General features: G+C 70.2%; 20 protein-coding genes. 6 read left to right on the forward strand and 14 right to left on the reverse strand.

Features of this window, described 5'->3' with window-relative positions:
* Nucleotides 1–327: 327 nt before the first annotated feature.
* The 4 genes from AC3AOF_RS07830 to AC3AOF_RS07845 all read right to left on the reverse strand — a co-directional run bounded on the left by AC3AOF_RS07830 (nucleotide 328) and on the right by AC3AOF_RS07845 (nucleotide 5,058).
* Nucleotides 328–1,071 carry an ABC transporter ATP-binding protein gene (locus tag AC3AOF_RS07830; protein WP_488348148.1) on the reverse strand — a complete coding sequence of 248 codons (744 nt, stop codon included), beginning with the start codon at nucleotides 1,069–1,071 and terminating at the stop codon, nucleotides 328–330.
* A gap of 16 nt (nucleotides 1,072–1,087) precedes the next feature.
* Complete coding sequence (locus tag AC3AOF_RS07835) at nucleotides 1,088–2,917, reverse strand: branched-chain amino acid ABC transporter ATP-binding protein/permease (RefSeq protein WP_488348149.1); 1,830 nt, start codon at nucleotides 2,915–2,917, stop codon at nucleotides 1,088–1,090.
* Nucleotides 2,914–3,789 carry a branched-chain amino acid ABC transporter permease gene (locus AC3AOF_RS07840; RefSeq protein WP_236991299.1) on the reverse strand — a complete coding sequence of 292 codons (876 nt, stop codon included), beginning with the start codon at nucleotides 3,787–3,789 and terminating at the stop codon, nucleotides 2,914–2,916. The genes AC3AOF_RS07835 and AC3AOF_RS07840 overlap by 4 nt, the downstream gene beginning before the upstream one ends.
* 108 nt (nucleotides 3,790–3,897) lie before the next feature.
* Nucleotides 3,898–5,058, reverse strand: coding sequence for an ABC transporter substrate-binding protein (locus tag AC3AOF_RS07845; RefSeq protein ID WP_236991298.1), 1,161 nt, complete (start codon nucleotides 5,056–5,058; stop codon nucleotides 3,898–3,900).
* Between the two features lie 206 nt (nucleotides 5,059–5,264).
* On the opposite strand from AC3AOF_RS07845, the gene AC3AOF_RS07850 reads away from it, so the two are divergent.
* A complete protein-coding gene (locus tag AC3AOF_RS07850; RefSeq protein WP_488348150.1) occupies nucleotides 5,265–6,335 on the forward strand; it encodes a malate/lactate/ureidoglycolate dehydrogenase in 1,071 nt (356 codons plus the stop codon).
* Between the two features lie 87 nt (nucleotides 6,336–6,422).
* The gene (locus AC3AOF_RS07855) at nucleotides 6,423–7,064 is read left to right on the forward strand and encodes a BrnT family toxin (protein WP_488348151.1); all 642 of its coding nucleotides are present in this window, start codon (nucleotides 6,423–6,425) and stop codon (nucleotides 7,062–7,064) included.
* A gap of 3 nt (nucleotides 7,065–7,067) precedes the next feature.
* Here the strand turns inward: AC3AOF_RS07855 and AC3AOF_RS07860 are convergent, their stop codons facing one another.
* Entirely contained in the window at nucleotides 7,068–7,271 is a 204-nt protein-coding gene (locus AC3AOF_RS07860; RefSeq protein ID WP_488348152.1) for a hypothetical protein, read from the reverse strand.
* A 167-nt stretch (nucleotides 7,272–7,438) separates the two neighbouring features.
* Here AC3AOF_RS07860 and AC3AOF_RS07865 point away from each other — a divergent pair, with 167 nt between their 5' ends.
* On the forward strand, nucleotides 7,439–8,458 hold the full coding sequence (locus AC3AOF_RS07865) for an SMP-30/gluconolactonase/LRE family protein (protein WP_236991295.1): 1,020 nt from the start codon (nucleotides 7,439–7,441) through the stop codon (nucleotides 8,456–8,458).
* Between the two features lie 248 nt (nucleotides 8,459–8,706).
* Here the strand turns inward: AC3AOF_RS07865 and kce are convergent, their stop codons facing one another.
* The 5 genes from kce to AC3AOF_RS07890 form a co-directional block, all read right to left on the reverse strand.
* Nucleotides 8,707–9,636, reverse strand: a complete 930-nt coding sequence (gene kce / locus AC3AOF_RS07870) for a 3,5-dioxohexanoate:acetyl-CoA acetone transferase (protein WP_236991294.1) — start codon at nucleotides 9,634–9,636, stop codon at nucleotides 8,707–8,709.
* A 21-nt stretch (nucleotides 9,637–9,657) separates the two neighbouring features.
* A complete protein-coding gene (locus tag AC3AOF_RS07875) occupies nucleotides 9,658–10,584 on the reverse strand; it encodes a 3-hydroxyacyl-CoA dehydrogenase (protein ID WP_488348153.1) in 927 nt (308 codons plus the stop codon).
* 40 nt (nucleotides 10,585–10,624) lie between these two features.
* Nucleotides 10,625–13,150: a branched-chain amino acid ABC transporter ATP-binding protein/permease gene (locus AC3AOF_RS07880; protein WP_488348154.1), complete on the reverse strand. Its 2,526-nt coding sequence runs from the start codon at nucleotides 13,148–13,150 to the stop codon at nucleotides 10,625–10,627.
* Nucleotides 13,151–13,155: 5 nt separating this feature from the next.
* Nucleotides 13,156–14,034 carry a branched-chain amino acid ABC transporter permease gene (locus AC3AOF_RS07885; protein WP_236991291.1) on the reverse strand — a complete coding sequence of 293 codons (879 nt, stop codon included), beginning with the start codon at nucleotides 14,032–14,034 and terminating at the stop codon, nucleotides 13,156–13,158.
* Nucleotides 14,035–14,366: 332 nt separating this feature from the next.
* Nucleotides 14,367–15,632: an ABC transporter substrate-binding protein gene (locus AC3AOF_RS07890; RefSeq protein ID WP_488348155.1), complete on the reverse strand. Its 1,266-nt coding sequence runs from the start codon at nucleotides 15,630–15,632 to the stop codon at nucleotides 14,367–14,369.
* A 166-nt stretch (nucleotides 15,633–15,798) separates the two neighbouring features.
* Here AC3AOF_RS07890 and AC3AOF_RS07895 point away from each other — a divergent pair, with 166 nt between their 5' ends.
* Together AC3AOF_RS07895 and AC3AOF_RS07900 are read left to right on the forward strand one after the other, a co-directional pair.
* Complete coding sequence (locus AC3AOF_RS07895; protein WP_488348156.1) at nucleotides 15,799–16,539, forward strand: GntR family transcriptional regulator; 741 nt, start codon at nucleotides 15,799–15,801, stop codon at nucleotides 16,537–16,539.
* Nucleotides 16,540–16,554: 15 nt separating this feature from the next.
* A complete protein-coding gene (locus AC3AOF_RS07900; RefSeq protein WP_488348157.1) occupies nucleotides 16,555–17,322 on the forward strand; it encodes an SDR family oxidoreductase in 768 nt (255 codons plus the stop codon).
* Nucleotides 17,323–17,751: 429 nt separating this feature from the next.
* Here AC3AOF_RS07900 and rarD read toward each other — a convergent pair whose 3' ends face one another.
* The 3 genes from rarD to purD all read right to left on the reverse strand — a co-directional run bounded on the left by rarD (nucleotide 17,752) and on the right by purD (nucleotide 21,027).
* Complete coding sequence (gene rarD, locus AC3AOF_RS07905) at nucleotides 17,752–18,627, reverse strand: EamA family transporter RarD (RefSeq protein ID WP_488348158.1); 876 nt, start codon at nucleotides 18,625–18,627, stop codon at nucleotides 17,752–17,754.
* Nucleotides 18,628–18,755: 128 nt separating this feature from the next.
* Nucleotides 18,756–19,664: an alpha/beta fold hydrolase gene (locus AC3AOF_RS07910; protein WP_488348159.1), complete on the reverse strand. Its 909-nt coding sequence runs from the start codon at nucleotides 19,662–19,664 to the stop codon at nucleotides 18,756–18,758.
* A 73-nt stretch (nucleotides 19,665–19,737) separates the two neighbouring features.
* Nucleotides 19,738–21,027, reverse strand: coding sequence for a phosphoribosylamine--glycine ligase (gene purD / locus AC3AOF_RS07915; protein WP_488348160.1), 1,290 nt, complete (start codon nucleotides 21,025–21,027; stop codon nucleotides 19,738–19,740).
* A gap of 150 nt (nucleotides 21,028–21,177) precedes the next feature.
* Here purD and xseA point away from each other — a divergent pair, with 150 nt between their 5' ends.
* Nucleotides 21,178–22,740, forward strand: a complete 1,563-nt coding sequence (gene xseA, locus AC3AOF_RS07920) for an exodeoxyribonuclease VII large subunit (protein ID WP_488348161.1) — start codon at nucleotides 21,178–21,180, stop codon at nucleotides 22,738–22,740.
* A 350-nt stretch (nucleotides 22,741–23,090) separates the two neighbouring features.
* Here the strand turns inward: xseA and AC3AOF_RS07925 are convergent, their stop codons facing one another.
* Entirely contained in the window at nucleotides 23,091–24,971 is a 1,881-nt protein-coding gene (locus AC3AOF_RS07925; protein WP_488348162.1) for a TRAP transporter large permease, read from the reverse strand.
* Nucleotides 24,972–24,975 lie beyond the last annotated feature (4 nt).

Genomic DNA, 24,975 nt, shown 5'->3' on the forward strand with positions numbered 1-24,975 from the left:
GGACCTTTTGGGGAAACGTCTTTGAATGATACGGCCGCTTGGAGCGGTCTGGAATGGTGTCGAGCACGGTACAGCAGGATGCTCGGGTGCGTGAGCGGCGGTTGAGAGCATGAGCCCTCCCCCCTCTGCGGGGGAGGGTGGTCCCTGCGTCAGCAGGGGCCGGGAGAGGGGCAGCGCGACGATTCTGGGTTGGCGCTCGTCACCATGGTCGCGACCGCGCCGGAAGCGGCGTCCCCTCTCCCGGCCTGCTCCGCAGGCCACCCTCCCCCGCGGAGGGGGGAGGGTTGGGTGCGCACGGCCGTCGCTACCGCACCTGCGACCTCGTCCTCAATGCGTCAGCGCCTCCGCCTTGGCCCGCCCGCCGAGATACGCCGCCCGGATGTCGTCGTTGGCCCACAGATCCTGCGGCGCGCCGCTGAGCACGAGCTGCCCGGTCTCCAGCACGTAGCCGCGATCGGCGACCGAGAGGCCCATGCGGGCATTCTGCTCGACGAGGAGCACGGTGGTGCCGCGCCGGCGCACCTCGGCGATGATCGCGAACACCGCCTGGACGATCACCGGGGCGAGGCCCAGCGAGGGCTCGTCGAGGAGCAGGATGCGGGGCTTGGCCATCAGCCCGCGGGCCAAAGCCACCATCTGGAGCTGGCCGCCCGAGAGCGTCCAGCCCAGCGCGTCGCCGAAGCGGCGGATGTCGGGGAAGAGCTCGAACATGCCCTCCGCCTCGTCCTTGATCTGGCGGGTCGAGAGCCCCTTCCGGTTCGAGGCGCCGAGCATGATGTTTTCGCGCACCGTGAGGCCCGGGAAGACCCGGCGACCCTCCGGCACATGCGCCACGCCGCGGCGCACGATCTCCTCGGGGTTCAAGCCCAGCAGCGATTGTCCCTCGAACAAAACCTCGCCGCCGGCGGGCTTCACCAGCCCCGAGATGGTCTTGAGCGTGGTCGACTTGCCGGCCCCGTTGGAGCCCAGCAGCGTCACGACCTCGCCGGCCTCGACCGAGAACGAGATGCCGCGCACGGCCTCGATCTCGCCGTAGCGCACGGTCAGGTCGCGGATTTCCAGGAGTGCCATCCGTGTCTCCTGCGTCTCAGGCCGTCGCGAGGTCGGTCTTGAGGCCGATAGTCGGCCCGTCGGTCGATTCCTGGCCGAGATAGGCCTCGATCACCGCCGGCTCGCGCAACACCGTGGCCGTCACCCCGTCGGCGATGCGCCGACCGAAATTCAGCACCGTGATGTGGCTCGCCACGTCGCTCACCAGGGTCATGTCGTGGTCGATGATCAGGATGGTCAGGCCCTTGGCGGCCATCCGGCGCAGAAGCACGGTCAGCGCGTTCTTCTCGCTGGAATTCAGGCCCGCCGCCGGCTCGTCGAGGAGGAGCAGGACCGGGTTGCCAGCGAGCGCCCGGGCGATCTCGACGAGGCGCTGGTGGCCGTAGGAGAAGGATGAGATCGGCTCGTCGGCCCGCCCCTCCAGCCCGACGAAGGCGAGAGCGGCGCGCGCCCGCGCCTCCAGCGCGGCGCGGTCCTGGGCGACGATGCCGTTGCCCGGCCGCTCGGCGCCGATCACCACGTTCTCCAGCGCGCTCATCGAGCGGAACAGGCGGATGTTCTGGAACGTCCGCCCGAGGCCAGACGCCGCGCGGCGGTGCGGGGCGAAGCGGGTGATGTCCTGCCCGTCGAGCCGCACCCGTCCGCCGGTCGGGGTATAGAGGCCCGACAGGACGTTGAGCGTCGTGGTCTTGCCCGACCCGTTCGGGCCGATCAGCGCGTGGATGCCGCCGCGAGCCACCGTGAAGCTCACCTCGTCGACCGCCTTCAGGCCGCCGAAATGCTTCGACAGCCCCTCGACCTGGAGCACCGGGGCGGCGGAGGCCGCCTCTTGCGTCAGCGTCAGATCCTGGGCCCGGGGCGGAGCGGCCTTCGGCGGCCGCAGGCGCTTCACCTGGTCGCCGAGGAAGCCCCAGATGCCCTCCGGCATGAACACCACGATCAGGATCACGGCGAGCCCGTAGATCGCGAGATAGAGGCCCGGGATCTCCTTGAGGAAGCGCAGCCATTCCGGGATCAGGATCAGCAGCCCGGTGCCGATCACCGCGCCGACCGGCGAGCCGACACCACCCAAGAGTGCCATGGTGAGGAACACCACCGACTCGGCGAAGGAGAACTGGTCCGGGCTGATATAGGTGAAGCTGCCGGCAAACAGCCCGCCGCCGAGGCCCGCGAGCAGGGCCCCGATGGCGAAGGCCATCACCTTGGTGCGGTAGATGTCGATCCCGGTGACGCCCGCCGCGAGTTCGTTGTCGCGCACCGCCCGCATGGCGCGGCCGAGCCGGGTCTTGGGCATCCGCCAGACCGCGTAGGCGACCGCCGCCAGCACGACGATGCAGAGTGCGAGGTAGCTCTGGCCGTCGGCGAACAGACCGGGGCGCTTGATGTTCGGCACGCCGTCCGGCCCGTGGGTGACCGGGATCCAGTTGATCATGATCAGCGTCACGATCTGCTGGAACGAGATCGTCACCATGGCGAGGTAGTGGCCGCCGAGGCGCAGCGTCGAGGCCCCGAGCACCGCGCCGAGGACCAGCGCCAGGACGAGGCCGATCGGCAGGCAGAGCCAGAAGCTGATCCCGAGATCGACGGTGCCGAGGCCGACCGCGTAGGCGCCGATGCCGAAGAAGGCGGCCTGGGCGAGGTTGATCTGCCCGCACAGACCCAGCACGACCGTGAGCCCGATCACCGCGATGGCGTAGGTCGCGGCCTGCATCAGGATGTTGAGCACGTAGCCGCTGAACGGCGTCGTGACGGCGAGGAACACCGCGACCGCCACCAGGGCGACATAGGCGAGGGTGCCGACGGGGAAGCGGCGGGCGGGAGCGGCGGACACCGGGTCCGCCGCGACGGGGCGAGGGGAGCCGGTCATGCTTTCTCCGCGATGCGTTCGCCGAAGATGCCCTGCGGGCGCAGGGCCAGGAAGGCGACGAGGACGATGAACGCGAAGGCGTCCTTGTAGGGCACCGAGATGTAGGCGGCGCCGAAGGTCTCGATGATGCCGAGCGCGAGCCCGCCGATGATCGCCCCGGTGACGTCGCCGAAGCCGCCGATGATGGTGGCGGCAAAGGCTTTCAGCGCGATGGTGCCGCCCATCTGGATCGACACGAACAGGACCGGTGCGACCAGGATGCCGGCGATGCCGCCCAGGACCGCACTGTAGACGAAGGTCAGCATGATCATCCCGGCGACCGGGATGCCGAGCAACGCCGCCATCTCCTTGTCCTGGGAGGTGGCCTGCAGCTTCTTGCCGAGGAGCGTGTGCTCGAAGAACCAGTACTGGAACGCCACCAGCACCGCGGTCACGGCGATGATCAGCAGGTACTGGGTGTCGAGGTAGACCGGGCCGACCAGGAAGCCTTGCGTCTCGAAGACCGGCGGCAGCACCTGCGGCTGCGGCCCGTAGAGGGCGAGCGTGGTGTTGGCGAGGAAGATCGAGGCGCCGATGGTCGAGATGATCACCGGCAGGTAGGTGCGGTGGCGCAGGGGGTAATAGACGCCGAGGTTGAACAGCGCGCCGAGCAAGGCCATGCCGCCGATGGCGAGCAGGAAGGACAGCCAGTACGGCCATTGCAGGTCGACGGCGAAGACCACCATCAGGAAGGCGGCGACCATCGAGAACTCGCCTTGCGCGAAGTTCACCACGTTGGTGGCGCGGAAGATCAGCACGAAGCCGAGCGCCACGAGGGCGTAGACGGCGCCGATGCCGATTCCCGTGAACAGAAGCTGGAGGATGAGGTCCATGCGGGCCCGTCCCGATCGGATGAAGAGGAGCGTGCCGCCGCGCGGGGCGCAGCGACTGAGACGGCGTCGGGACGGCGCAAGGCCGTCCCGGTCAGGTCGTCCGACAGGTCAGCCCTTGTAGAAGTCGATGCGCTTGTCGAAGACGATGTTGCCCTTGTCGTTGCGCACCACGTTGTAGCCGTGCAGGCCGTCGCCGTTCTGGTCGAAGTTGTAGGTCCCTTCCGCCCCCTCGTGGCCGCGGATGGCGAGCAGGGCCTCGCGGATCGCCTTCGGGTCGGTCTTGCCGGCGGCGTTGATGGCTTTGGCCAGCACCGTCACGGCATCGAAGGTCCAGGAGGACTGGTTGTCCGGCGGGATCTTCATCACCGCCCGGTAGGCCTTGCCGAAGTTGCGCGCCGCGTCGCTCGATTCTTCCGCGTAATCCGCCACCCCGTAGGTGTTGTAGAGCGAGGGACCGGCGAGCTTGAGCGCCGTGACGTTGACGATCGAGGCCGAGCCGACCCAGGGCGCCTGGACGCCGAGCTGGCGCAATTGCCGGGCGAAGATGCCGAGGTCGTTCTCGAAGGTGAAGTAGGAGCCGATCACGTCGGCGCCCGACTGGCGGATCGCCAGCACCACCGGCGTGAAGTCCTGGCTCTGGTTGGAATAGCCCTGGTCGAGGGCGACCGTGGCGCCGGACTTTCCGAGGGCCTCCGTCAGCGCCTTGGCGCCGCTGGTGCCGAAGGCGTCGGTCGAGTGGATGATCGCCCACTTCTTCTTGGCGAGCGTGGTCACGCCGTACTCGGCGATGACGCGGGCCGAGAAGCTGTCGTTCGGGCGGAAGCGGAACAGCCAGGGGTTGCCGAGCTGGGTCAGCACCGGATCGGTGCCGCCGAAGGCCACGGGCTTTCCGGTCTTGAGGATGTCCGGCGCCATGGCGTGGTTCTGGGTCGAGCGGATCGAGCCGAGGAACGCCACGAGGTCGGGTTGCGAGGCGAGCTTGGAGAAGGCCAGCACCGCGCCCGGATTGGTGGTCTGGTCGTCCTCGGTGACGATCTCCATCGGCTTGCCGAGCACGCCGCCGGCCTTGTTGACGGCCTCGAGCGCGATCTTGGCGCCGTTCAGCGCGAACCGGCCGGCATCGGCGCCTGGCCCGGTGACCGGCAGCACCATGCCGATGCGAAGGGTGCCGCCCTGGGCGCTCGCCGGCCGGATGATCGACGGCGCGACGACGCCGGCAGCCGCGACCGTGGCCGCACTCTTCAGGAAAACGCGGCGCGTCGTCCTCATCGGCATGTTCCTCCCATGGACATGACCGGTGCTTCGAGGCCCGGCCTTGGCCCGGATGAGACACCGGCAGCGCTGCCATGTCCATCCCCCTGTCCGCACCCCGGATTAAAAATGCCGGGCCTGATCTGCGCCGGATGCCCTCGACCTCCGGCCGCGGCACGGCCATTCTCCGGCGCGCCACAATCAAGAAACCGGGAGGATTTCTCATGCAGATCGCCGCTGCCGGCCTGACCGCCTACGTCCGGGACATCTTTTCACGCGCGGGCTGCTCGGAGGCGGAGGCCGAGCGGATCGGCCGCTACCTCGTCGCCGCCAACCTGACCGGGCACGACAGCCACGGGGTGATCCGGGTGCCGCGCTACGTCTCCTGGCTGAAGGAGGGCGAGGTCGAGGCCGACCGGACGCCCGAGGTGGTGACCGACGGCCCGGCCTTCGCGTTGGTCGACGCTCATTACGGCTTCGGCCAGACCGCCGGCCCGTTCGCCACCGAACTCGGCATCCGCAAGGCGCGCGAGAACGGCGTCGCCATCGTGGCGTTGCGCCATGCCGGCCATCTCGGCCGCATCGGCGAGTGGGCCGAGCAGGCGGCCGCCGCCGGCCTCGTCTCGGTGCATTTCGTCAACGTGGCGGGGAGCCTCTTGGTCGCGCCGTTCGGCTCGGTCGACAGACGCTTCTCGACCGCGCCCTTCGCGGCGGGCTTTCCGGTGGCGGGCGCCGAGCCTGTGATCCTCGATTTCGCCACCTCGGCGGTGGCCGAGGGCAAGGTGCTGGTCGCCTCGCAGGGCGGCAAGGCGCTGCCCGATGGCGTCCTGATCGAACCGGATGGCCGTCTCTCGGCCGACCCTGCGACGCTCTACGGCCCCCTCGACGGCCCGGAGCGCGACAACCTCAAGGGCGCCGGCGCGATCCGGGCCTTCGGCGAGCACAAGGGTTCGGGGCTCGCCCTGCTATGCGAATTGCTCGCCGGTGCGCTCACCGGATCGGGGACCGCGGGCCCTGGCGCGCGACGGTTCTGCAACGGGATGCTGTCGCTCTACATGACGCCCGAGGCCTTCGGCTCCGAGGACGCGATGGTGCGCGAGACCCGCGCCTATCTCGACTTCTTCAAGGGCGCGCGGCCGGTGCCCGGCGGCGAGGTGCTGCTGCCGGGCGAGCCGGAGCGGCGGACCAGGGCCAAGCGCCTGGCCGAGGGCGTGCCGCTGCCCGATCCGGTCTGGGAGACGCTGCTGGCGGCGGGACGGCTATTCGGGCTGGATGGGGAGGCGTATCGGGGGTGAGCTGAAGTTGCGCTTTCACGGAAGCCGATCCTCACCATCCCCTTGTGGGCACCTTGCGGCGAGTGCGCTGTAAGCTTACCTTGCTGCATGGATTTCGACTGGCATGACGAGAAGAACGAGAAGGTGCGCGCGGAGCGCGGCTTCGGCTTCGAGGATGCGGTCGGGATCTTCCTCGGCCAGATTGTCGAGTGGCAGGACCTGCGCCAAGCCTACGGCGAACCTCGCATGATTGCGGTCGGTGAGGTCGGAGGCAGGTTCTACACCGTCGTCTACACGGATCGAGGGCCTGGTCCGCTGGATCATCACCGCCTGGCCCTCGAACAGGAAGGAGCGTACCCGATGGCGAAATTCAGTCTGAGGCAGGCGCTTCTGCACCTCCCTCAAGTCGACGAAGTCAAATTGGATGCAACGACCGAAGAGGATATCCGGGCCTATCAGGAGGAGGACGGCTTTGACCCCGAGTTCGAGCCGAAAGCGGTGCGGGTCGTGCCGGGTCCGCGGGACGTGCGGGTTCGACTCGGCCTGACGCAGCGAGAATTTGCAGAGGCGCTCCACATTCCTTTGGCGACGATCCGCAATTGGGAACAGGGCCGCACCGTGCCGGATGCCCCGGCCCGCGCCCTGCTGACCGTCGTGGCGCGAGAGCCGGAGGCTGCCTTCGCGGCGCTCGGTACCGGCGTCGTGCCGGATGATGTCGACGAGGCAGCCGAGTCACCGCTATCGCGGTAAGTTTTACTGATCGTCTCGCTCTTGTGAGAAGCCGTCATGAAGATTGCACGGCATGTCGTCCGGCATGCTGTCGATCACGTTAAGGATTGCGGAGAGATTGTCAGGGCGCTCGGAAGGGATGTTCTGGCCGACCTGCTGGCAGTTTCTGGGTTCGATCTTGTCATGATGAGGCGCCGGCCGCGAGCAGACAGGCTGGTCCTCGCTCATTTTAGTCACGGTGCGAGCCATTGCGCCGCCCCCCCAACTCGCGACCTTACCGAGCGCTCCCCGCCACGGCACCATCGCCTCATCGACCAGAAAACCACGAGACATAGGCCTCGGCTTCCGTACAATCCCCCCGTCCGGCGCGAAGACCGGACGGGAGGAGACGAGTGATGAACCGACGTGACGTCCTCGCGGGCGCCGCTGCGCTCACCGCGACCACGGTCGCAGCCAGGGCCGACCGGCTGCCCCTCGGCGACCTGCCGGGCACCCGCTATCCCGACCCGCGGGTCGAGGCCCTGGACAAGCGCTTCCGCTACAAGGTCGGCAACGCCGCCATCGAGCGCATCGCCACCGGATTCCGCTGGGCCGAAGGCCCGGTCTATTTCCGGGACGGCGGCTACCTCCTGTGGAGCGACATTCCCAACAACCGGATCATGCGCTGGCTCGAGAACGGCCATGTCAGCGTCTACCGGGCGAATTCCAACTACTCGAACGGCAACACCCGCGACCGCCAGGGCCGGCTCATCACCTGCGAGCACGACACCCGCCGGGTCACCCGCACCGAGCCCGACGGCACGATCACGGTGCTGATCGACAAATTCGACGGCAAGCCGCTCAACGCCCCCAACGACGCGGTGGTGGCCTCCGACAACGCGGTCTGGTTCACCGATCCGGGCTACGGCATCGACGGGTTCTACGAGGGCCACAAGGCCAAGGCGGAACTGCCGACCCGGGTCTACCGCCTCGATCCCGCGACCGGCCAGGCCAAGGTCGCGGCCGAGGGCATCGACCGGCCGAACGGGCTCGCCTTCTCGCCCGACGAAAAGATCCTCTACGTCGTCGATTCCGGCGCCACCCATGGCGGGCGGGCCAACATCCGCGCCTTCAACGTGGACGGCGACAAGCTCACCGGCGACCGGGTCTTCGCGGAAGGGTTTGCGCCGGGCTTCACCGACGGGGTGCGCACCGACGTCGACGGCAACGTCTGGTGCTCGATGGGCTGGGCCGACCCGAAGGAGGACGGGGTGCGCTGCTACGCGCCGTCCGGCGACCTGATCGGCAAGATCCACCTGCCGGAGACCTGCGCCAATTTGTGCTTCGGCGGGCCGAAGAAGAATCGACTGTTCATGGCCGCGAGCACGTCGATCTACGCGGTGTATGTCGAGACGCAAGGGGCGATGGTGCCGTAAGACTACGCCTTCTGCACAGGCAAGACGGCCGCCGCGCATGAACCCTCCCCCCTCTGCGGGGGAGGGTGGCCCCCGGAGGGGGCCGGGAGAGGGGACGCCGTTTCCGGATCGAACTGAACCGTTCTGACGGGCGCCATACCCAGTCCCGTCGCGCCGCCCCTCTCCCGCCCCACTCCGTGGGGCACCCTCCCCCGCAGAGGGGGGAGGGTTGGGCGTCGGCGCTGCCGGAGTCCATCCTCGATCGGTAGCTAGAAATTCACCCGATCCCCGCCCTTCAGCGCAAGAATCTCGCGCGCGTCGTCCGGCGTCGCCACGTCGAGCCCAAGGCCCTCGATGATCTGGCGCGCCTTCAGGACCTGCTGGGCGTTCGACTCGGCCATCTTACCCGCTCCGATCCACAGCGAATCCTCCAGGCCCACCCGGACGTTGCCGCCGAGCGCGATCGCCTGGGCGGCGATGGTCATCTGGTTGCGGCCCGCCCCGAGCACCGACCAGCGGTAATCGTCGCCGAACAGCCGGTCGGCGGTGCGCTTCATGTGCTGCACGTCCTCCGGATGCTGGCCAATGCCGCCGAGGATGCCGAACACGCTCTGCACGAAGAAGGGCGGCTTGATCACCCCGCGATCGGCGAAATGGGAGAGTGTGTAGAGATGGCCGATATCGTAGCACTCGACCTCGAACCGGGTGCCGTTCTCGGCGCAGGTGGTCAGGATGTGCTCGATGTCGGCAAACGTATTCTTGAAGATCCGGTCGCGCGAGCCCTCCAGATAGGGCTGCTCCCAGTCGTGCTGGAAGGTCTTGAACCGCGACAGCATCGGATAGAGGCCGAAATTCATCGACCCCATGTTGAGCGAGGCGACCTCCGGCTTGAAATGGGCTGCCGGTCCGAGGCGCTCGTCGATGCCCATGGTCGGGGCGCCGCCGGTGGTGAGGTTCACCACGCAGTTCGAGCGCTGCTTGATCACCTTCAGGAACGGCTCGAAGGCCTCCGGCGACTGGTCGGGCTTGCCTGTCTTCGGATCGCGGGCATGCAGGTGGACGATCGCGGCGCCGGCCTCCGCCGCGCCGATCGCGGCCTTGGCGATCTCGTCGGGGGTCACCGGCAGGTGCGGCGACATCGAGGGAGTGTGGATCGCCCCGGTGACGGCGCAGGTGATGACGACTTTTCTCTTGGCCATGGGAATGTCCTCCTGGATTATCTAGGATTGGGCGCGCTTGTGCGCCATCAGCGCCGCGAGGCGCGCGTCGCGCCGGCGGCTGCGCTCGGGCGGCGGGGCGGGATCGGGGCCGCCATCCCAGGCGGCGACGATGCGGGCGGTGCTCTCGGGCGACCAGACCGAGGCGGGGGCCGGATCGGCGGCGAGGCGGCCGTAGAAGCCGCCGTAGCGGGCGGCGTAATCGGCCACGCCCCCCGGCGCGTTGAGGTCGATGGTGGCGAAGGGCCCGAGGAACGACCAGCGGAGCCCCAAGCCCTCGGCCACCGTCTTGTCGAGATCGGCCGGGCTCACCACGCCCTCGGCGACGAGGCGGAAGGCTTCCGACAGCAGGGCGCCTTGCAGGCGGTTGAGCACGAAGCCCTCGACCTCGCGATTCACGATCACCGGTGCCTGGCCGGCCGCCTCGTAGAGGGCGCGTGCCCGCTCCACCACCACCGGATCGGTCCAGGGCGCGCCACACAATTCCACCACCGGCACGAGGTGGGGCGGGTTGACCGGGTGGCCGACGAGGCAGCGGGCCCGCCCCGCGAGCCCTTCGGTGAACAGCGAGGCGACGATGGCCGAGGTCGAGGAGGCGAGGATCGTGTCCGGCCCGCACAAGGCGTCGAGCTCGGAGAACAGCGCGCGCTTGGCCTCCACCGTCTCGGGCCCGTTCTCCTGCACCAGATCGGCGCCGGCCACCGCCTCGGCGAGGGTCGGGCAGGTCCGGATCCGGGCGAGGATCGCCGGGATGTCCGTCACGAGGCCGTGGGTCTCGAGCTGGCGCAGGGCCTCCGCGATGTGGCCGGGGGCGGCATCGAGCGCCTCGTTGTGGATGTCGGTGAGGCGAACGGCGAACCCGGACCGGGCGAAGACCACGGCCCAGGACCGGCCGATCAGCCCGGCCCCGACGATTGCGACGGTCGGCATCTTTGGCGAATCTCCCCCGGAATGGATCATATCGAAGAACTCACAGCCACAGCACCTGCCGGCGAAGGGCGAGATCGTCGTGCAGGGCCTGCGAGGGGCCGGCATGCATCACCCGGCCGCGCTCCAGGGCCACGGTGCGGTCGGACAGGGCGAGCGCAAGGTCGAGGTTGTGGTCGACGATGACGATCGAGACCTCGCGGCGAAGGGCGTCGAAGGTCTCGAACAGGCTCTCGACCACCGCAGGGGCCAGGCCCTCGAACGGCTCGTCGAGGAGCAGCACCCGCACGTCGCCCGACAGCGCGCGGGCCACCGCCACCATCTGCTGCTCGCCGCCCGACAGGTAGTCGGCGGGCGTCTTCCAGCGCTCGCGCAGGCGCGGGAAGTAGGACAGCACCCGCTCCTCGTCCCAGTGCACGCCGTTGCCGGTGCGGCGCTTGAGCCGGCCGAGTTCCAGGTTCTCGGCGACGCTCATCCCGGCGAAGAGCCCGCGCCCCTGCGGCACGTAGCCGATGCCGGCCCGCGCGATCGCCGCCGCCGAGCGGCCGTCGAGGAGGTCGGCCCCGAGCTTGATATGTCCGGCGGCGTGGGGGGCGAGCCCCGTGATGGTCTTGAGGCAGGTCGACTTGCCGGCGCCGTTGCGGCCGAGGAGCGCCACGATCTCGTGGGTCTGCACGTCGAAGGTGACGCCCGACAGGATGTGGCTCTTGCCATAGAAAGTATCGACGTTCTCGAGCGCGAGCAGGACCTGCGGTTCGGCGGCACTCGGGCGGGGGCGGGCCGCCATCGCGGCGGTGCCCGAGCCGATATAGACCTCCTGCACCTTGGGGCTGGTGCGGGCATCCTCGACCGTGCCGTCGACCAGCACCGTGCCCTCGTTCATCACGGTCACGGCGTCGGCGATCTGGAACACCCGGTCGATGTCGTGCTCGACCATCAGGACCGGCACCTCGGTCGAGACCCGCTTGATGATGTCGCCGATGCGGGTGCGCTCGGCGGCCGCCAGGCCCGCCAGCGGCTCGTCGAGGAGCAGCATCCGGGGCTTGGTCGCCAGCGCCACCCCCATGTCGAGGAGGCGCTGGCCGCCATAGGACAGCGAGCCGGCCTCCGCCCGCTCCAGCCCGGCGAGGCCGAGCCAGCGCAGGATCTCGGCGGTCTCGGCGGCCGCTTCCCGGTCGGCACGGGCGTCGCGCCACGGGTTGAACCGGCCGGGGCGCCGCCCCTGCACGGCGAGCCGGATGTTGTCCGCGACGGTGAGGGCCGGAAAGAGGTTGGTGATCTGGAACGAGCGGCCGATGCCGGCCTCGCAGATCCGCTCCGGGGCGAAGCCGGCGATCGACCGGTCGGCGAGGGTGACCGTGCCGGTCTCGGGCTTGTACATCCCGGAGATCAGGTTGAAGGCGGTGGTCTTGCCCGCACCATTGGGGCCGATCAGGGCATGCAGCGTCCGGTCTCGCACCGCGATGGTGACGCCGTCCACCGCCTTCAGCCCGCCGAAGCGCTTGGCGATGCCGCGGGCCGCCAGGATCACCCCGTCGATCGCGCCGTCCGGCCGCAGGAAGGCGGGCAGGTTCTCAGGAAGCCCGGCCTTGCGGCCCGCCATGGCGGCGTCCTCGGTCGCGGGCGGGCGCACCATCCGGTACACGCGCCGGCCGATGCCGACGAGCCCGTCGGGCGAGAACAGGATGAAGCCGACGAACAGGAGGCCGAACCAGAACAGCCAGTCGGCGGTCCAGATCGACAGCATCTCGCGGAACAGGATGAAGAACAGGGCGCCGATCGCCGGCCCGGCAAAGCCCCGCATCCCGCCGATCACCACCATGGCGAGCAATTCGCCGGAAAAGGCGGTGCCCAGCGGCTCGGCCGAGGCAAAGCGGTGGGTGAAGACGCTGAGCACGCCGGCCAGACCCGTCACGGTGGCCGAGACCGTGAAGGCGAGGAGCTTGTAGCGTTGGGTCGGGTAGCCGAGGAAGCGGGCGCGCTGCTCGTTCTCGCGGATCGCCTCCAGCACCGTGCCCACCGGCGAGCGGCGGAACCGCGCCAGCCCGAACGCGACCGCGAAGGCGGTGACGGCCACCAACCCGTACCAGGTCCAGGCCGCGTCGAGATCGAGACCGAGGAAGCGCGTCCGCTCGACGCCGCCATAGCCGCTCTCGCCGCCGGTGAGCGCCGTCCAGCGGAACGCCACCGTGAAGGAGAGGGCCGAGAGGGCGAGCGTCAGCAGCGAGAAGTAGACGCCGCGCCGGCGCAGGATCAGCAGGCCGAGGAGCAGGGCGGCCAATGCCACGAAGGCGAGGGCGAACAGGATCGGCGGCAGCAGGGTGCCGGGAAAGAACGTCCGCTGGCCGATCGCCGCCGCGTAGGCGCCGAGCCCGAAGAAGGCGCCGTGGCCGAAGGAGACGAGGCCCGTCTGCCCGACCAGGATGTTGAGCCCCATGCAGGCCACCGCGAACACCACCACGTCGGTGGCCGAGGTGAGGGTGAGGCCCAGCGCCGACAGGCCGAACGGCAGGGCCACGAGGGCCACCGCGATGAGCGGCAGGGTGAATCTCTCGCTGCGGTCGGTCATGGTCGTCACTCGAACCGCAGGATGCGCTCGCCGAGCAGGCCGCGGGGCCGCACGAGCAGGATGACCGCCATCAGGGCGTAGATCGCCGCCTCGGCAAAGCCGGGATAGACCAGCACCATCAGGCCGCGGACGATGCCGACGATGAGGGCGGCCAGCACCACGCCCCAGAACGAGCCGAGCCCGCCGATCACCACCACCACGAAGGCGCCGGTGAGCACTTCCGCGCCCATGGCCGGATGGACGCCGGAGATCGGCGCCAGCATCACGCCCGCGAGCGCCGCGAGGCCGACGCTCAGGCCCACCACGGTCGCCATGTAGGGTTTGAGCGAGATGCCGAGGGCCGCGACCATGTCGGGATTCTGGACCCCGGCCCGGACCACCCGCCCGAAGGTGGTGCGCTGGAGCAGGAACCAGACGCCCGCCACCGCCACGACCACCGCCGCCAGGATGGTGAGCCGGTAGCGCGACAGCACGAAATCGCCGACGAAGATCTGCCCGCGCAGGGCTTGCGGGATCGAATAGGGCAGGGGCGGCGCGCCGAAGATCATCCGCAGGGCCTGCTCGGCCACCATGGCGAGGCCGAAGGTGAGGAGCAGCGAGAGGATCGGGTCGGCGCGGTAGAAGCGGCGAAACAGGAACCGCTCGACCAGGAGGCCGATCGCCGCGACGAGGACCGGCGCGGCGACGAGGGAGCCGCCGAAGCCGAGAGCGGGCGAGAGCTGGATCGTCAGGTAGGCACCGATCGCGTAGAACGCGCCGTGGGCCAGGTTGACGATGCCGCCCAGGCTGAAGATCAGCGAGAGACCGAGCGCGATCAGGAGATAGATCGCGCCCAGGAACAGGCCGTTGACGACCTGCTCGACGGCGAGGGTGAGGAAGAGCACGGGGTTAGTTCCTGTCGAACATCTTTGCGTTCATGGGCGTACGCCACATGATTTCAGGATGAGGCGCGGGTTTCCCCTCTCCCCGCGGGCGGGGAGAGGGCCGTGTCGACGTTCAGGAGACGCGGCAAGCGGAGGCGAAGCCGAAGCGGGGGTGAGGGGGAGTTTCCGGAGGAGTCTCGTTCGTCGCGACCCCCTCACCCTCGGCTGACGCCTCGCTGCGCCCCCTGAACGGGGACACAGCCCTCTCCCCGCCCGCGGGGAGAGGGGAGATGCTCACCAGTCGCCGCTGTCATCGTGGAGAGAGGAGCGACTTCACGCAGGAAGCCGGATCCCTACCCCTCCATCCGGCACGCCGCCTCCTCCGCCGTCGGCGCCAGCACCTCCATGTCCTCGTTCGGGCCGGGAATCGCCGGGGTGGAGGTGAAGAGGTCCCACTTGTCCTTGACCTTGTCGGCCGGCAGCGCCGTGATCGCGTACATCTCGCTGATGAACTGGTGGTCGCGGGCGCGGAAATAGCCGGGGCGGGGCTTCTGCACGTCGAACTTCGCGCCGCCCTCCAGGTACGAGACCAGCTTCGGCCCCTCGGTCGAGCCCGTATCGGCCATCGCCTTGGCGACGATCTTGACTGCGTTGTAGTCGCCCCAGGCCTGGTTCTCCGGCGGCTTGCCGTATTTCTTGGTGAAGGCGGCGACGAAGGCCTTGGCCGAGGGCGTATCGACCTTGTGGTGCCACAGGCACGGCCAGGTACCGGCGAAGTTGCCGGGGCCGGCACCCCAGGCCAGCGCGGTGTCGAAGCCGAAGCCGGCGACCGGAAAGGGCAGGCCGTATTCGGCGTATTGCTTGAGGAAGTTGGTGATCTGGTTGCCGGCGAGGTTCGAGATCACGAGATCGGGCTTGGCTTGCCGGATCTTGATCAGGTAGGCCGAGAAATCGGTGGCGTCGGTCGGCACCAGCTCGTCGGCCGCGAAGGTGCCGCCCTGGCCCTGCATGAACCCCTTGGCGACCCGCAGGAGGTCGTGGCCGAAGGCGTAATCGGCGGTCAGCGAGTACCAGCGCTTGCCCTTGACCAAGCCCTGCTCGGTCAGGGAGCGGCCGACCGCCTTGACGTACATCGAGTTCGCGCCCTCGACGTGGAACATGTAGCGCTTGCAATCCTGCCCGCGCAACGCGTCCGAATTGGCGCCGGTATTGAGGAAGATCGTCTTGCCGCGCTGCGCCACCTGCCCGATGGCGAGTGCCGAGGCGGACGAAATCTCGCCGACGATCGCCGCGACCTTGTCGCGCTCGACGTAGCGCTCGGCCTTGCTCGACGCGGTCTGCGGGTTGACCGAGTCTTCCGTCAGGAGCTCGACCTTGCGGCCGCCGATGCCGCCGGCGGCGTTGATCTCCTCCGCGGCGAGCTGAGCCGCCATCACGGCGTATTCGCCGAGCGGCCCGAGGAAGCCGGTGCGCGGCGTGAGGTGGCCGATGCGGATGGCTTGCGCGCCCTGCGCCCGCACGAGGCCCGGCATCGCCAGCGCGGCGCCGGCCGCGAGGCCGCCCTGCACGAGGAAACGGCGAGAGAGGGGGTGGCGCTTGGGTGTGGAGCCCTGCGTCATGGTGCGTGTCCTGCCCGAGATCGCATCACGGTCGTTCGGGTTGCCGTGATCTGTGATCACACTTAGGCTGGCATCAAACGGCGCGCCTGTCGAGACGGTCGAAGCCGTCCGTTCGCGCCGTGTGGGGAAACGTGAGGGGGAGGTCCGTCGCTTGGAGAGGCGGGACTTGCATGCGCCTGGGCGCGGGCCGCCGGCAGGCAGCCGGAAGGGGCCTGCGGGCGACCGGCCGGAGCCGGCGGGCGCGCTCGCGCGGATCACCCTCGGCACCCAGGTCTACGATGCGCTGCGCGACCTGCTGATCGCCGGCGGGCTGGCGCCCGGGGAACGGCTGTCCCTGCGCACGGTCGCCGAGCGGCTCGGCACCTCGATGATGCCGGCGCGGGAGGCGGTGTCGCGCCTCGTCGCCGACGAGGCCCTGGAGGTGCTGCCCAACCGCGCGGTCCGGGTGCCGGTGATCACCCTGCAGAAATTCCGCGAGCTGACCCGGGTGCGCATCGCCGTCGAGGGATTTGCGGCCGCCGAGGCCGCGTGGGCGGTGGGACCGGACGCCCTGGCGGCGATCGGTCAGCACGATGCGGCGTTCCGGCAGGAGGTGCGGTCACCGGAGCCCGACCTGGAGCGAGCGATGCGAGCCAATCGCGACCTGCATTTCGCGGTCTACGAGGCTGCCGGCCTGCCCTCCCTCGTCGCGATCATCGAGGGCCTGTGGCTGCGCATCGGCCCCGTGCTCAACCTCGACATGCGCTCCTCGCCCCGCCGCCTCGCCGAGGGCGGGGCGCAGGCCCACCACGCCGCCCTCGTGGCGGCGCTGGCGGCCGGCGATGCCGAGGGCGCCCGCGCGGCGCTCAGCGCCGACATCGCCGGCAGCGCCGCCTTCATCGAGACGACGGGGCGGCTCGCCCCCTGACAACGGAGTAAAGTCATGGAGATGGGACTGAACGGCCTGAAGGTGCTGGTCACCGCGGGCGCTGGCGGCATCGGGCTCGAGGTGGCCGAGGCCTTCACGGAGGAGGGGGCGCGGGTCCATGTCTGCGACGTCGACCGTGACGCGCTCGCGGCCCTGCCGGCCGGGATCACCGGCACCTATGCCGACGTCGCCTCGCGCGACGACGTCGCCCGGCTGTTTACGGAGGCGGAGAAAGCCCTCGGCGGGCTCGATTGCCTGGTCAACAACGCGGGTATCGCCGGGCCGACGGGCCGCGTCGAGGAGATCAACCCGGAGGACTGGGACCGTACCCTCGACATCTGCATCACCGGGCAGTTCAACTGCGTGCGTTTGGCGGTGCCGGCGTTGCGCAGGAGCGCCAACCCGTCGATCGTCAACCTGTCCTCGGCGGCGGGCCGCTTCGGCTTCCCGCTGCGCACGCCCTACGCGGCGGCGAAATGGGCGGTGATCGGCTTCACGAAGTCCTTGTCGCGGGAGCTGGGGCCGGACGGCATCCGGGTCAACGCGGTGCTCCCCGGCATCGTCGCCGGCGACCGGCAGCGCCGGGTGCTGGAGGCCAAGGCGCAGCAGCGCGGCATCGGCTTCTCGGAGATGGAGCAGGCGGCTTTTTCGGCGGCCTCGATCAAGGACTACGTCACCGCCCGCCAGCTGGCGGACCAGATTCTGTTCCTCGCCTCCGCGCGGGGCAAGACCATCTCGGGCCAGGCGCTGGCGGTGGACGGTGACCTGCAGATGCTCACGTGAGTGCGATCCCTCGAGATTCAAGACGGATCTGACACACTCCTCGTCATTCCGGGGCCGCGAAAGCGGAGCCCGGAATCCAGAACCGCGGATGGTTCAGAAGAAGGCGGATCGCGTTCCGTTTTATCTTTTACCAACTGAGTGTCTGGATTCCGGGCTCCGCTACGCGGCCCCGGAATGACGCGGTGGAGCACAACCGTCAGTGTCAGACTGGGCATGTCGGCTCACGGCCACCACCGCGCCAGAAATCCCCCCACCGCCACGGCGAACACCGCCCACGGACCGACCACCAGCCAGATCGGGTGCGGCCCGTCCGTGTCCCTCGTCTTCACGTCGTCCAGGATCATCGCGGCCCCCGCCGATTCGTCGCGTGAGGCCAGAGAGCCCGGCGATTATGGTTGGACAGGGGAAGCTTGACCGGTGGGGCTTGCGTCAGGCTGGCTTGTCCTCGGGCGCCGGTGCGACCGCGCGGCGCGGGCGCGCGGCATCGACGGCGTAGAGCGCCAGCCCCGCCCAGATCAGCCCGAAGACGAGAGCCCGGGAGGGCGGCAGCTTTTCGCCGTAGACGAGCACGCTCAGGCCCAGCAGGCAGGACGGGGCGATGTATTGCATCAGGCCGATCGTCGAGAGCTTGAGCCGGGAAGCGGCGGCCGCGAACCACATCAGCGGCACCGCGGTGGTCACGCCGGTGAGCATCAGGAGCAGCCATTGCCCGGCGCCCTGGCCCGGCGGCGTCGGCGCGACCGCCAAGTAGGCCAGTGCCGCCGGCACGAGGGCGAAGGTCTCGGCGCCCAAGCCCAGGATGGGGTCGATCGGCACCAGCTTGCGGATCAGGCCGTAGATCGCGAAGCTGACGGCGAGCGTGAGCGCGATCCACGGCAGGGTCCCGGCCGCCACGACCGCCGCGACGACCCCGATGGCGGCGAGCGCCACAGCCGTGAGCTGGAGCGGGCGCAGGCGTTCGCGCAGGACCAGGGCGCCGAGCGCGACGTTGACCAGCGGGTTGATGAAATAGCCGAGGCTCGCATCCAGCATCCGCCCGTTCTGCACCGCCCACAGGTAGAGCGACCAGTTGGCCGCGATGACGAGGGCCGAGAGCAGCAGGAAGGCGTGCCGGCGCTGGAACGAGACGATCGGTCCCCGGCGCATCAGCCGTAAGGTCACGAGCAGAAGCGCGATGAACAGGCCCGACCAGACGATGCGATGGGCGAGGATGCCCCAGGCCGGCACCCCGTCGAGCAGGCGGAAATGGACCGGGACGACGAGGCCCCAGCTCAGGAAAGCGCCGAGCGCGTAGATCAGACCCACGGATGTTTCCCCCGGGCGACGTGCGCCCGCCCGGGTTGTGCCGCAGGGGCGACACGCCCGCTACGGGCCGGGGCGGGGAGCGGTCACCCGCTCCGCGCGGGTCTCCCGCGAGGTTGGGCAACCAGAATTCAGGGGGCCAGGAACCGCTCCAGCACGGTCAACGTCGCCTGCGGGTTCTCCTCGGCGACGAAATGGCCGGAGGGCACGATCTCGAAGGTGGTGTCCTCCGGCGCGAAGGTGCCGGTCCAGGCCTGGCGCACCGGGTCGAGCCCGTCGCGGCCGACGAAGCGGTCTGCGACCAGCACCAGCACCGGCCCGGCGAGGCGGCGCGCCTCCGCGAGGTCGGCCTCGTCGGCGGCCCGGTCGGGGCCGGCCCCGGCGCGGTAATCCTCGCAACTCGCGTGGATGCGCTCGGGCACGTTCCAGCTCTGGCGGTAGAGGTCGAGGGCGCCGGGGGAGAAGGCGTCGAGGGTGCCGGAGCCGGTCCAGATCCGCAGCAGGTCCTCGTAATAGGGAATCGGCGCCTGGCCGATCTCCTGCTCGGGAATCGGCGCCGGTTGCGCCAGGAAGCGCCAATGCGGGTAGGCCTCGGGCTCCCGGTCCATCTTCTGCCACTGGGAGATCGTCGGCAGGATGTCGAGGAGGGCGAGGCGCTCGATCCGGCCCGGCTCGTCGAGGGCGAGGCGGTAGCCGACCCGGGCGCCGCGGTCGTGGCCGACCAGCCCGAAGCGGACATGGCCCATCCGCTCCATCACGGCGACCACCTCCCGGCCCATCTGCCGCTTCGAATAGGCCTCGTGCGCCGCATCGCCCTTGGGCGCGGCCGACCAGCCGTAGCCCTTGAGGTCGAGGCAGATCACCCGGTGGGTGCGGGCGAGCGAAGGCGCGATCCTGTGCCAGCAGGCATGGGTCTGGGGAAAGCCGTGCAGCAGCACCAGGGGTGGTGCGTCCGCAGGCCCGCCGGCCCGGGCGAAGAAGCGCCCGTCGGGTGTCTCGATCCAGTGCGACGTGAAGCCGGGAAACAGGTCGGCGGGCATCGGGCGCTCCCCAAGGGTCTCTCACCCCAAGAGTCTCTCAGTTGGACCCCCAGGGTAACGCACGAAGTAAGGCTCAGGTCTCCCGCGCCACCGCGCGCCAGCCGATGTCGCGGCGGCAGAAGCCTTCAGGCCAGTCGATCCGGTCGAGGGCGGCATAGGCACGTCCTTGTGCCTCGCGCACGTCGCGGCCGAGCGCCGTCACCGCCAGCACCCGGCCGCCGTCGGCCACCAGCCGCTCGCCGTCGCGCCTGGTGCCGGCCTGGAACACCAGGGCGCCGGCGGCTTCCGCCTCGGCGAGCCCGCGGATTTCCGAGCCCTTGGCGACGGTCCCAGGATAGCCGGGCGCGGCCATGATGACGGTCAGCGCGACCTCTGTCCGCCACTCGGGCTCGATGCCCGACAGGTCGCCCGAGGCGGCGGCGGTGAGCAGCGGCACCAGGTCCGAGGCGAGGCGCGGCATCAGCACCTCGCATTCGGGATCGCCGAAGCGGGTGTTGTACTCGATCAGCATCGGGCCGTCGGCCGTCAGCATCAGCCCGGCATAGAGGATGCCCGAGAACGGCGTGCCCCGCGCCCGCATGCCGTCGAGGGTCGGGCGGATGATCCGCTCCATCACCTCCGCCTCCAGATCCGGCGTGAGGACGGGAGCGGGGGAATAGGCGCCCATGCCGCCGGTATTCGGGCCCTGGTCGCCGTCATGGACGCGCTTGTGGTCCTGGGCGGTGCCGAGCAGCACGGCGCGGGTGCCGTCGCAGAGGGCGAACAGGCTCGCCTCCTCGCCGACCATGCACTCCTCGATCACCACCTCGGCCCCGGCGGCCCCCATCCCACCGCCCAGCATGGTCTCCACGGCGGCTTCGGCCTCGCTCAGGGTCTCGGCCACCACCACGCCCTTGCCGGCGGCGAGACCGTCGGCCTTGACGACGACCGGGATGCGGCCGGCGCGCAGGTGGGCGAGCGCCGGCTCGACCGCACGGAAGCGCGCGAAGCCGGCGGTCGGGATCGAGAACTCCCGGCAGAGTTCCTTGGTGAAGGCCTTCGAGCCTTCGAGCTGGGCCGCCGCGGCGTTCGGCCCGAAGGCCCTGATGCCGGCCTCCGAGAGCGCGTCGACCAGCCCCGCCACGAGCGGCGCCTCGGGGCCGACCACCACGAAATCGACGCCCTCCTGCCGGCAGGCGGCGATCACCGCGTCATGGTCGGTGACGTCGAGGGCGAGGTTGGTGCCATGCGCCGCGGTGCCGGGATTGCCCGGCGCGATCAGCAGGCGCCGGCAGAGCGGGCTCTGGGCCAGCTTCCAGGCCAGCGCATGCTCGCGCCCGCCGGAGCCGATCAGCAGGAGGGTGAGGGGGTGCTGGTCGCGCATCGCCGGTTCCGACAAGAATCCTGACATCTCGCGCGACGTTTAGGGAAGGCGGCTCCTGCCGGCAACCGGACTGATGCGCGGGGGTCACGCCCCCGCGCAAGCGGCGGGGCGGCCTTCCGCGGCCCGGCCCGGCCCGGTAACCTTGCGGCGATGTCCGCTTCCGCTTTCTCCGCCCCGATCGCCAACGTGCCCGAATGGTCGGTCACCGAACTGGCGACCGCCCTCAAGCGCACCCTCGAGGATGCGTTCGGGCATGTGCGCCTCAAGGGCGAGATCTCGGGCTATCGCGGCCCGCACGGGTCCGGCCACGCCTATTTCAGCCTCAAGGACGGCGGCGCCAAGATCGACGCCGTGATCTGGAAGGGCACGATGCTGCGGCTGCGCCACAAGCCCAAGGAGGGCCTGGAGGTCGTGGTCACCGGGCGGATCACGACCTATCCGGGCAAGTCCGCCTACCAGATCGTAGTCGATTCGCTGGAGCCTGCCGGGGCCGGCGCCTGGATGGCGCTTCTGGAGGAACGCCGGCGCCTCCTCGCCGCGGAAGGGCTGTTCGATGCCGCCCGCAAGCGGCCGGTGCCCTATCTGCCCCAGGTCGTCGGCGTCGTCACCTCGCCGACCGGCGCGGTGATCCGCGACATCCTGCATCGGCTCGCCGACCGGTTCCCGCGCCCCGTCCTGGTCTGGCCGGTGCGGGTGCAGGGGGAGGGTGCCGCGGAAGAGATCGCGGCGGCGATCCACGGCTTCAACGCGCTGGAGCCCGGCGGCGCGATCCCGCGGCCGGACGTGCTGATCGTCGCCCGCGGCGGCGGCTCGATCGAGGATCTGTGGTGCTTCAACGAGGAGATCGTGGTCCGTGCCGCTGCGGCGAGCGCGATCCCGCTGATCTCCGCCGTCGGGCACGAGACCGACGTCACGCTGATCGACCACGCCGCCGACCGGCGCGCCCCGACCCCGACCGGCGCCGCCGAGATGGCGGTGCCGGTGCTGCACGACTTGCTGGCCGACCTCGACTCCCTGAGCCGGCGCCATGCCGGCGCGCTGATCCGTCTCGTCGACCAGCGCCGGGGCGAGTTGCGCGGGCTCGCCCGCGCGCTGCCGGGCCCGGAGGCGCTGCTGGCCCAGAAGCGCCAGCGCCTGGACCTCGCGGAAGCCCGCCTGGCGCCGGCGCTCGCCGCCAATGCGCGGGATGCGCAAGGCCGCCTCAACCGGGCGCTCCAGGGGCTCGCCCGCAATCCACCGTCCTTGCGCCTCGCCCGGGCTCGCGAGCGCCTGGCGGCGATCGACCATCGCCCGCGCCACGCCCTGGAGCGGGTGCTGGCGGTGCAGGGCGAGCGGCTGAACGGGGTGGCGCGTCGGCTGGACCGGGCGCCGGCCCAGGGCCTCGAACGCCTCGCGGGCCGCCTGTCGCGGGCGACCGCCCTGTTCTCCAGCCTCAACTACCGCTCGGTGCTGGCCCGCGGCTACGCGCTGGTGCTCGACGGCTCCGGCCGGCCGGTCGGCGCGGCGGAGGCGGCGCGGGCGGCCGGGCAGGTGACAGTGGAGTTCGCCGACGGGCGCGTCGCCGCCACGATCGACGGCGCGGCTCCGCCCGAGACCCCGCCGCCTCCCGCGCGACCGGCCCCGCGCCGGGCGGCCCGGCGCAAGGAGAGCGGGACCGACGCGAAAAAGGCGCCCGAGGCGGGCGCCTTGCAGGGATCGCTGTTCGAGAGGTGAGGCGGCGGGCCGTAGGGCTGTCCGGCGACAGGAAATGGCGCGGGCTTCCCCTCTCCCCGCGGGCGGGGAGAGGGCTGCTGACCCCTTGTCGGGTCAGCAGCGAGCCCGAAGGGCGAGGGTGAGGGGGTATTTCCGGACGAGTCTCATCCGGAAACACCCCCTCACCCTCGCTCCGGCTGCGCCTCCGCTTGCCGACTACACGACAAGGTGTAGTCGGCCCTCTCCCCGCGGGCGGGGAGAGGGGAAGCCCGCGCCATTTCCTGTCGCCGGACAGCTCTGCGCCGCCCGGGCATGGTGGCGGCCCATTGTCAGGGGTATTCGCCACGATGGCGGCGAACACCCCTATCGCATCACCCCAGGAAGCCGATCGAGATCCACGGCACCAGGATCACCACCACGAGGCCGACCAGCAGGGCGGTCATGTAGCCGACGATCGGCTTGATGCCGGCATCGGGGTGGATCCGGCTGATCGCGCAGGCCGCGTAGTACCCGACCCCGAACGGCGGCGCGAACAGGCCGACGCCCATCGCCAGGATCACCACCATCGCGTAGTGCACCTCGTGCACGCCGACCTGGCGGGCGATCGGGAACAGCAGCGGGCCGAACAGCACGATCGCCGGGATGCCCTCCAGCACCGAGCCGAGGATCACGAAGGCCACCGCCGACACGACCAGGAAGCCGAGCGCGCCGCCGGGCAGGCTCTTCATCATCACGGCGAGGCTCTGCGAGAAGCCCGACTGCGTCAGCGCCCAGGCCATGCCGGTCGCCGCCCCGATGATCAGCAGGATCGCCCCCGACAGGGAGGCGGTCGAGACCAGCATCGGGTAGACCCGGCGCCAGTCGAACTGGCGGTAGATCAGGAGGCCGGCGAGGATCGCGTAGACGATGCCGATGGTCGAGACTTCCGTGGCGGTCGCGACGCCTTCCACCACCGCGGCGCGGATGACGAAGGGGAGCGCGATGGCCGGGAAGGCGATCACGAGGGACTTCAGGACCTCGCCCTTGGTGGCGCGCCGGACGTGGCTGAGATCCTCGCCCCGGTAGCGCCACCAGACCAGCGTGCACAGCGTGATGCCGAGCACGACGCCGGGCAGCAGGCCGCCGGTGAAGAGCGCGGTGATCGACACGCCGGTCACCGACCCGATGGTGATGAGCACGAGGCTCGGCGGGATGGTCTCGGTCTGCGCGCCGGTGGCGGCGAGCAGCGCGACGAGGTCGCCCTCCTTGGCGCCGCGCTTCTTCATCTCGGGAAACAGCACGGGCGCCACCGCCGCCATGTCGGCGGCCTTGGAGCCCGAGATCCCCGAGACGAGGTACATCGCGCCGACCAGCACGTAGTGCAGGCCGCCGCGGACGTGGCCGAGCATGCTGGCGAGGAAGCCCACCATGGCTTTCGCCATGCCGGTCATCTCGATCAGCAGGCCGAGGAACACGAAGAGCGGCACGGCCAGCAAGATGAGGTGGCTCATCCCCTCGTCCATGCGCCCGACCACCACCATGGCGGGGGCCCGGGTGGTGAGCATCAGGTAGCCGAAGGTGGCGAGCCCGAACGCGAAGGCGATCGGCACGCCGGTGAAGACGAGGGCGCCGACGCCGAGCACGAAGAAGATCAGCAGGTTCCAGTTGCCCAAGCCGCGCAGCAGCGGCTCGGCGAGCCAGAGCGCCGCGATGACGAGGGCCGTGACGGCCACCGCGCCGACCGCGTGGCGCCAGTCGGCGCATTCGATCAGGCGCAGGGCCGCGACCACCAGCATCAGGGCGAAGCCGACCGGCAGGGCGGCGGCACGCCAGGCATTGGTGATCTCGAGTGCCGGCGTCTGGACGAAGACCTCTTCCGCCGCGAACTCGTAGGCCGGATGCAGCAGCATCAGCACGAAGGCGAGGCCGGCGGCGAGCGCCACCGCCTCCAGGAAGGCCTGGGTCTTCACCGAGGCCATGCTGACCAAAGCCGTCATCCGCATGTGCTCGGCGCGGCGGTAGGCCACCACCGAGCCGAGCATCGCCAGCCACAGGAACAGGATCGAGGCCAGTTCGTCCGACCACACGATCGGCGAGTGGAAGATGTAGCGGCTGACGACGCCGGCCAGCAGCACCACCACCTCGGCCACCACCAGGAGGGCGGCCGGGATCTCGATCAGCGGGCCGAGGGCGGTGTCGAGCGTGCGCGCCCAGGCGCGATTGGCGGAGGCCGCCGGCAAGGCCGGCGTCTCCGTCGCGATGTCGACATGCATCTCT

This window comes from Methylobacterium sp. 142-1Y, from assembly GCF_057747795.1.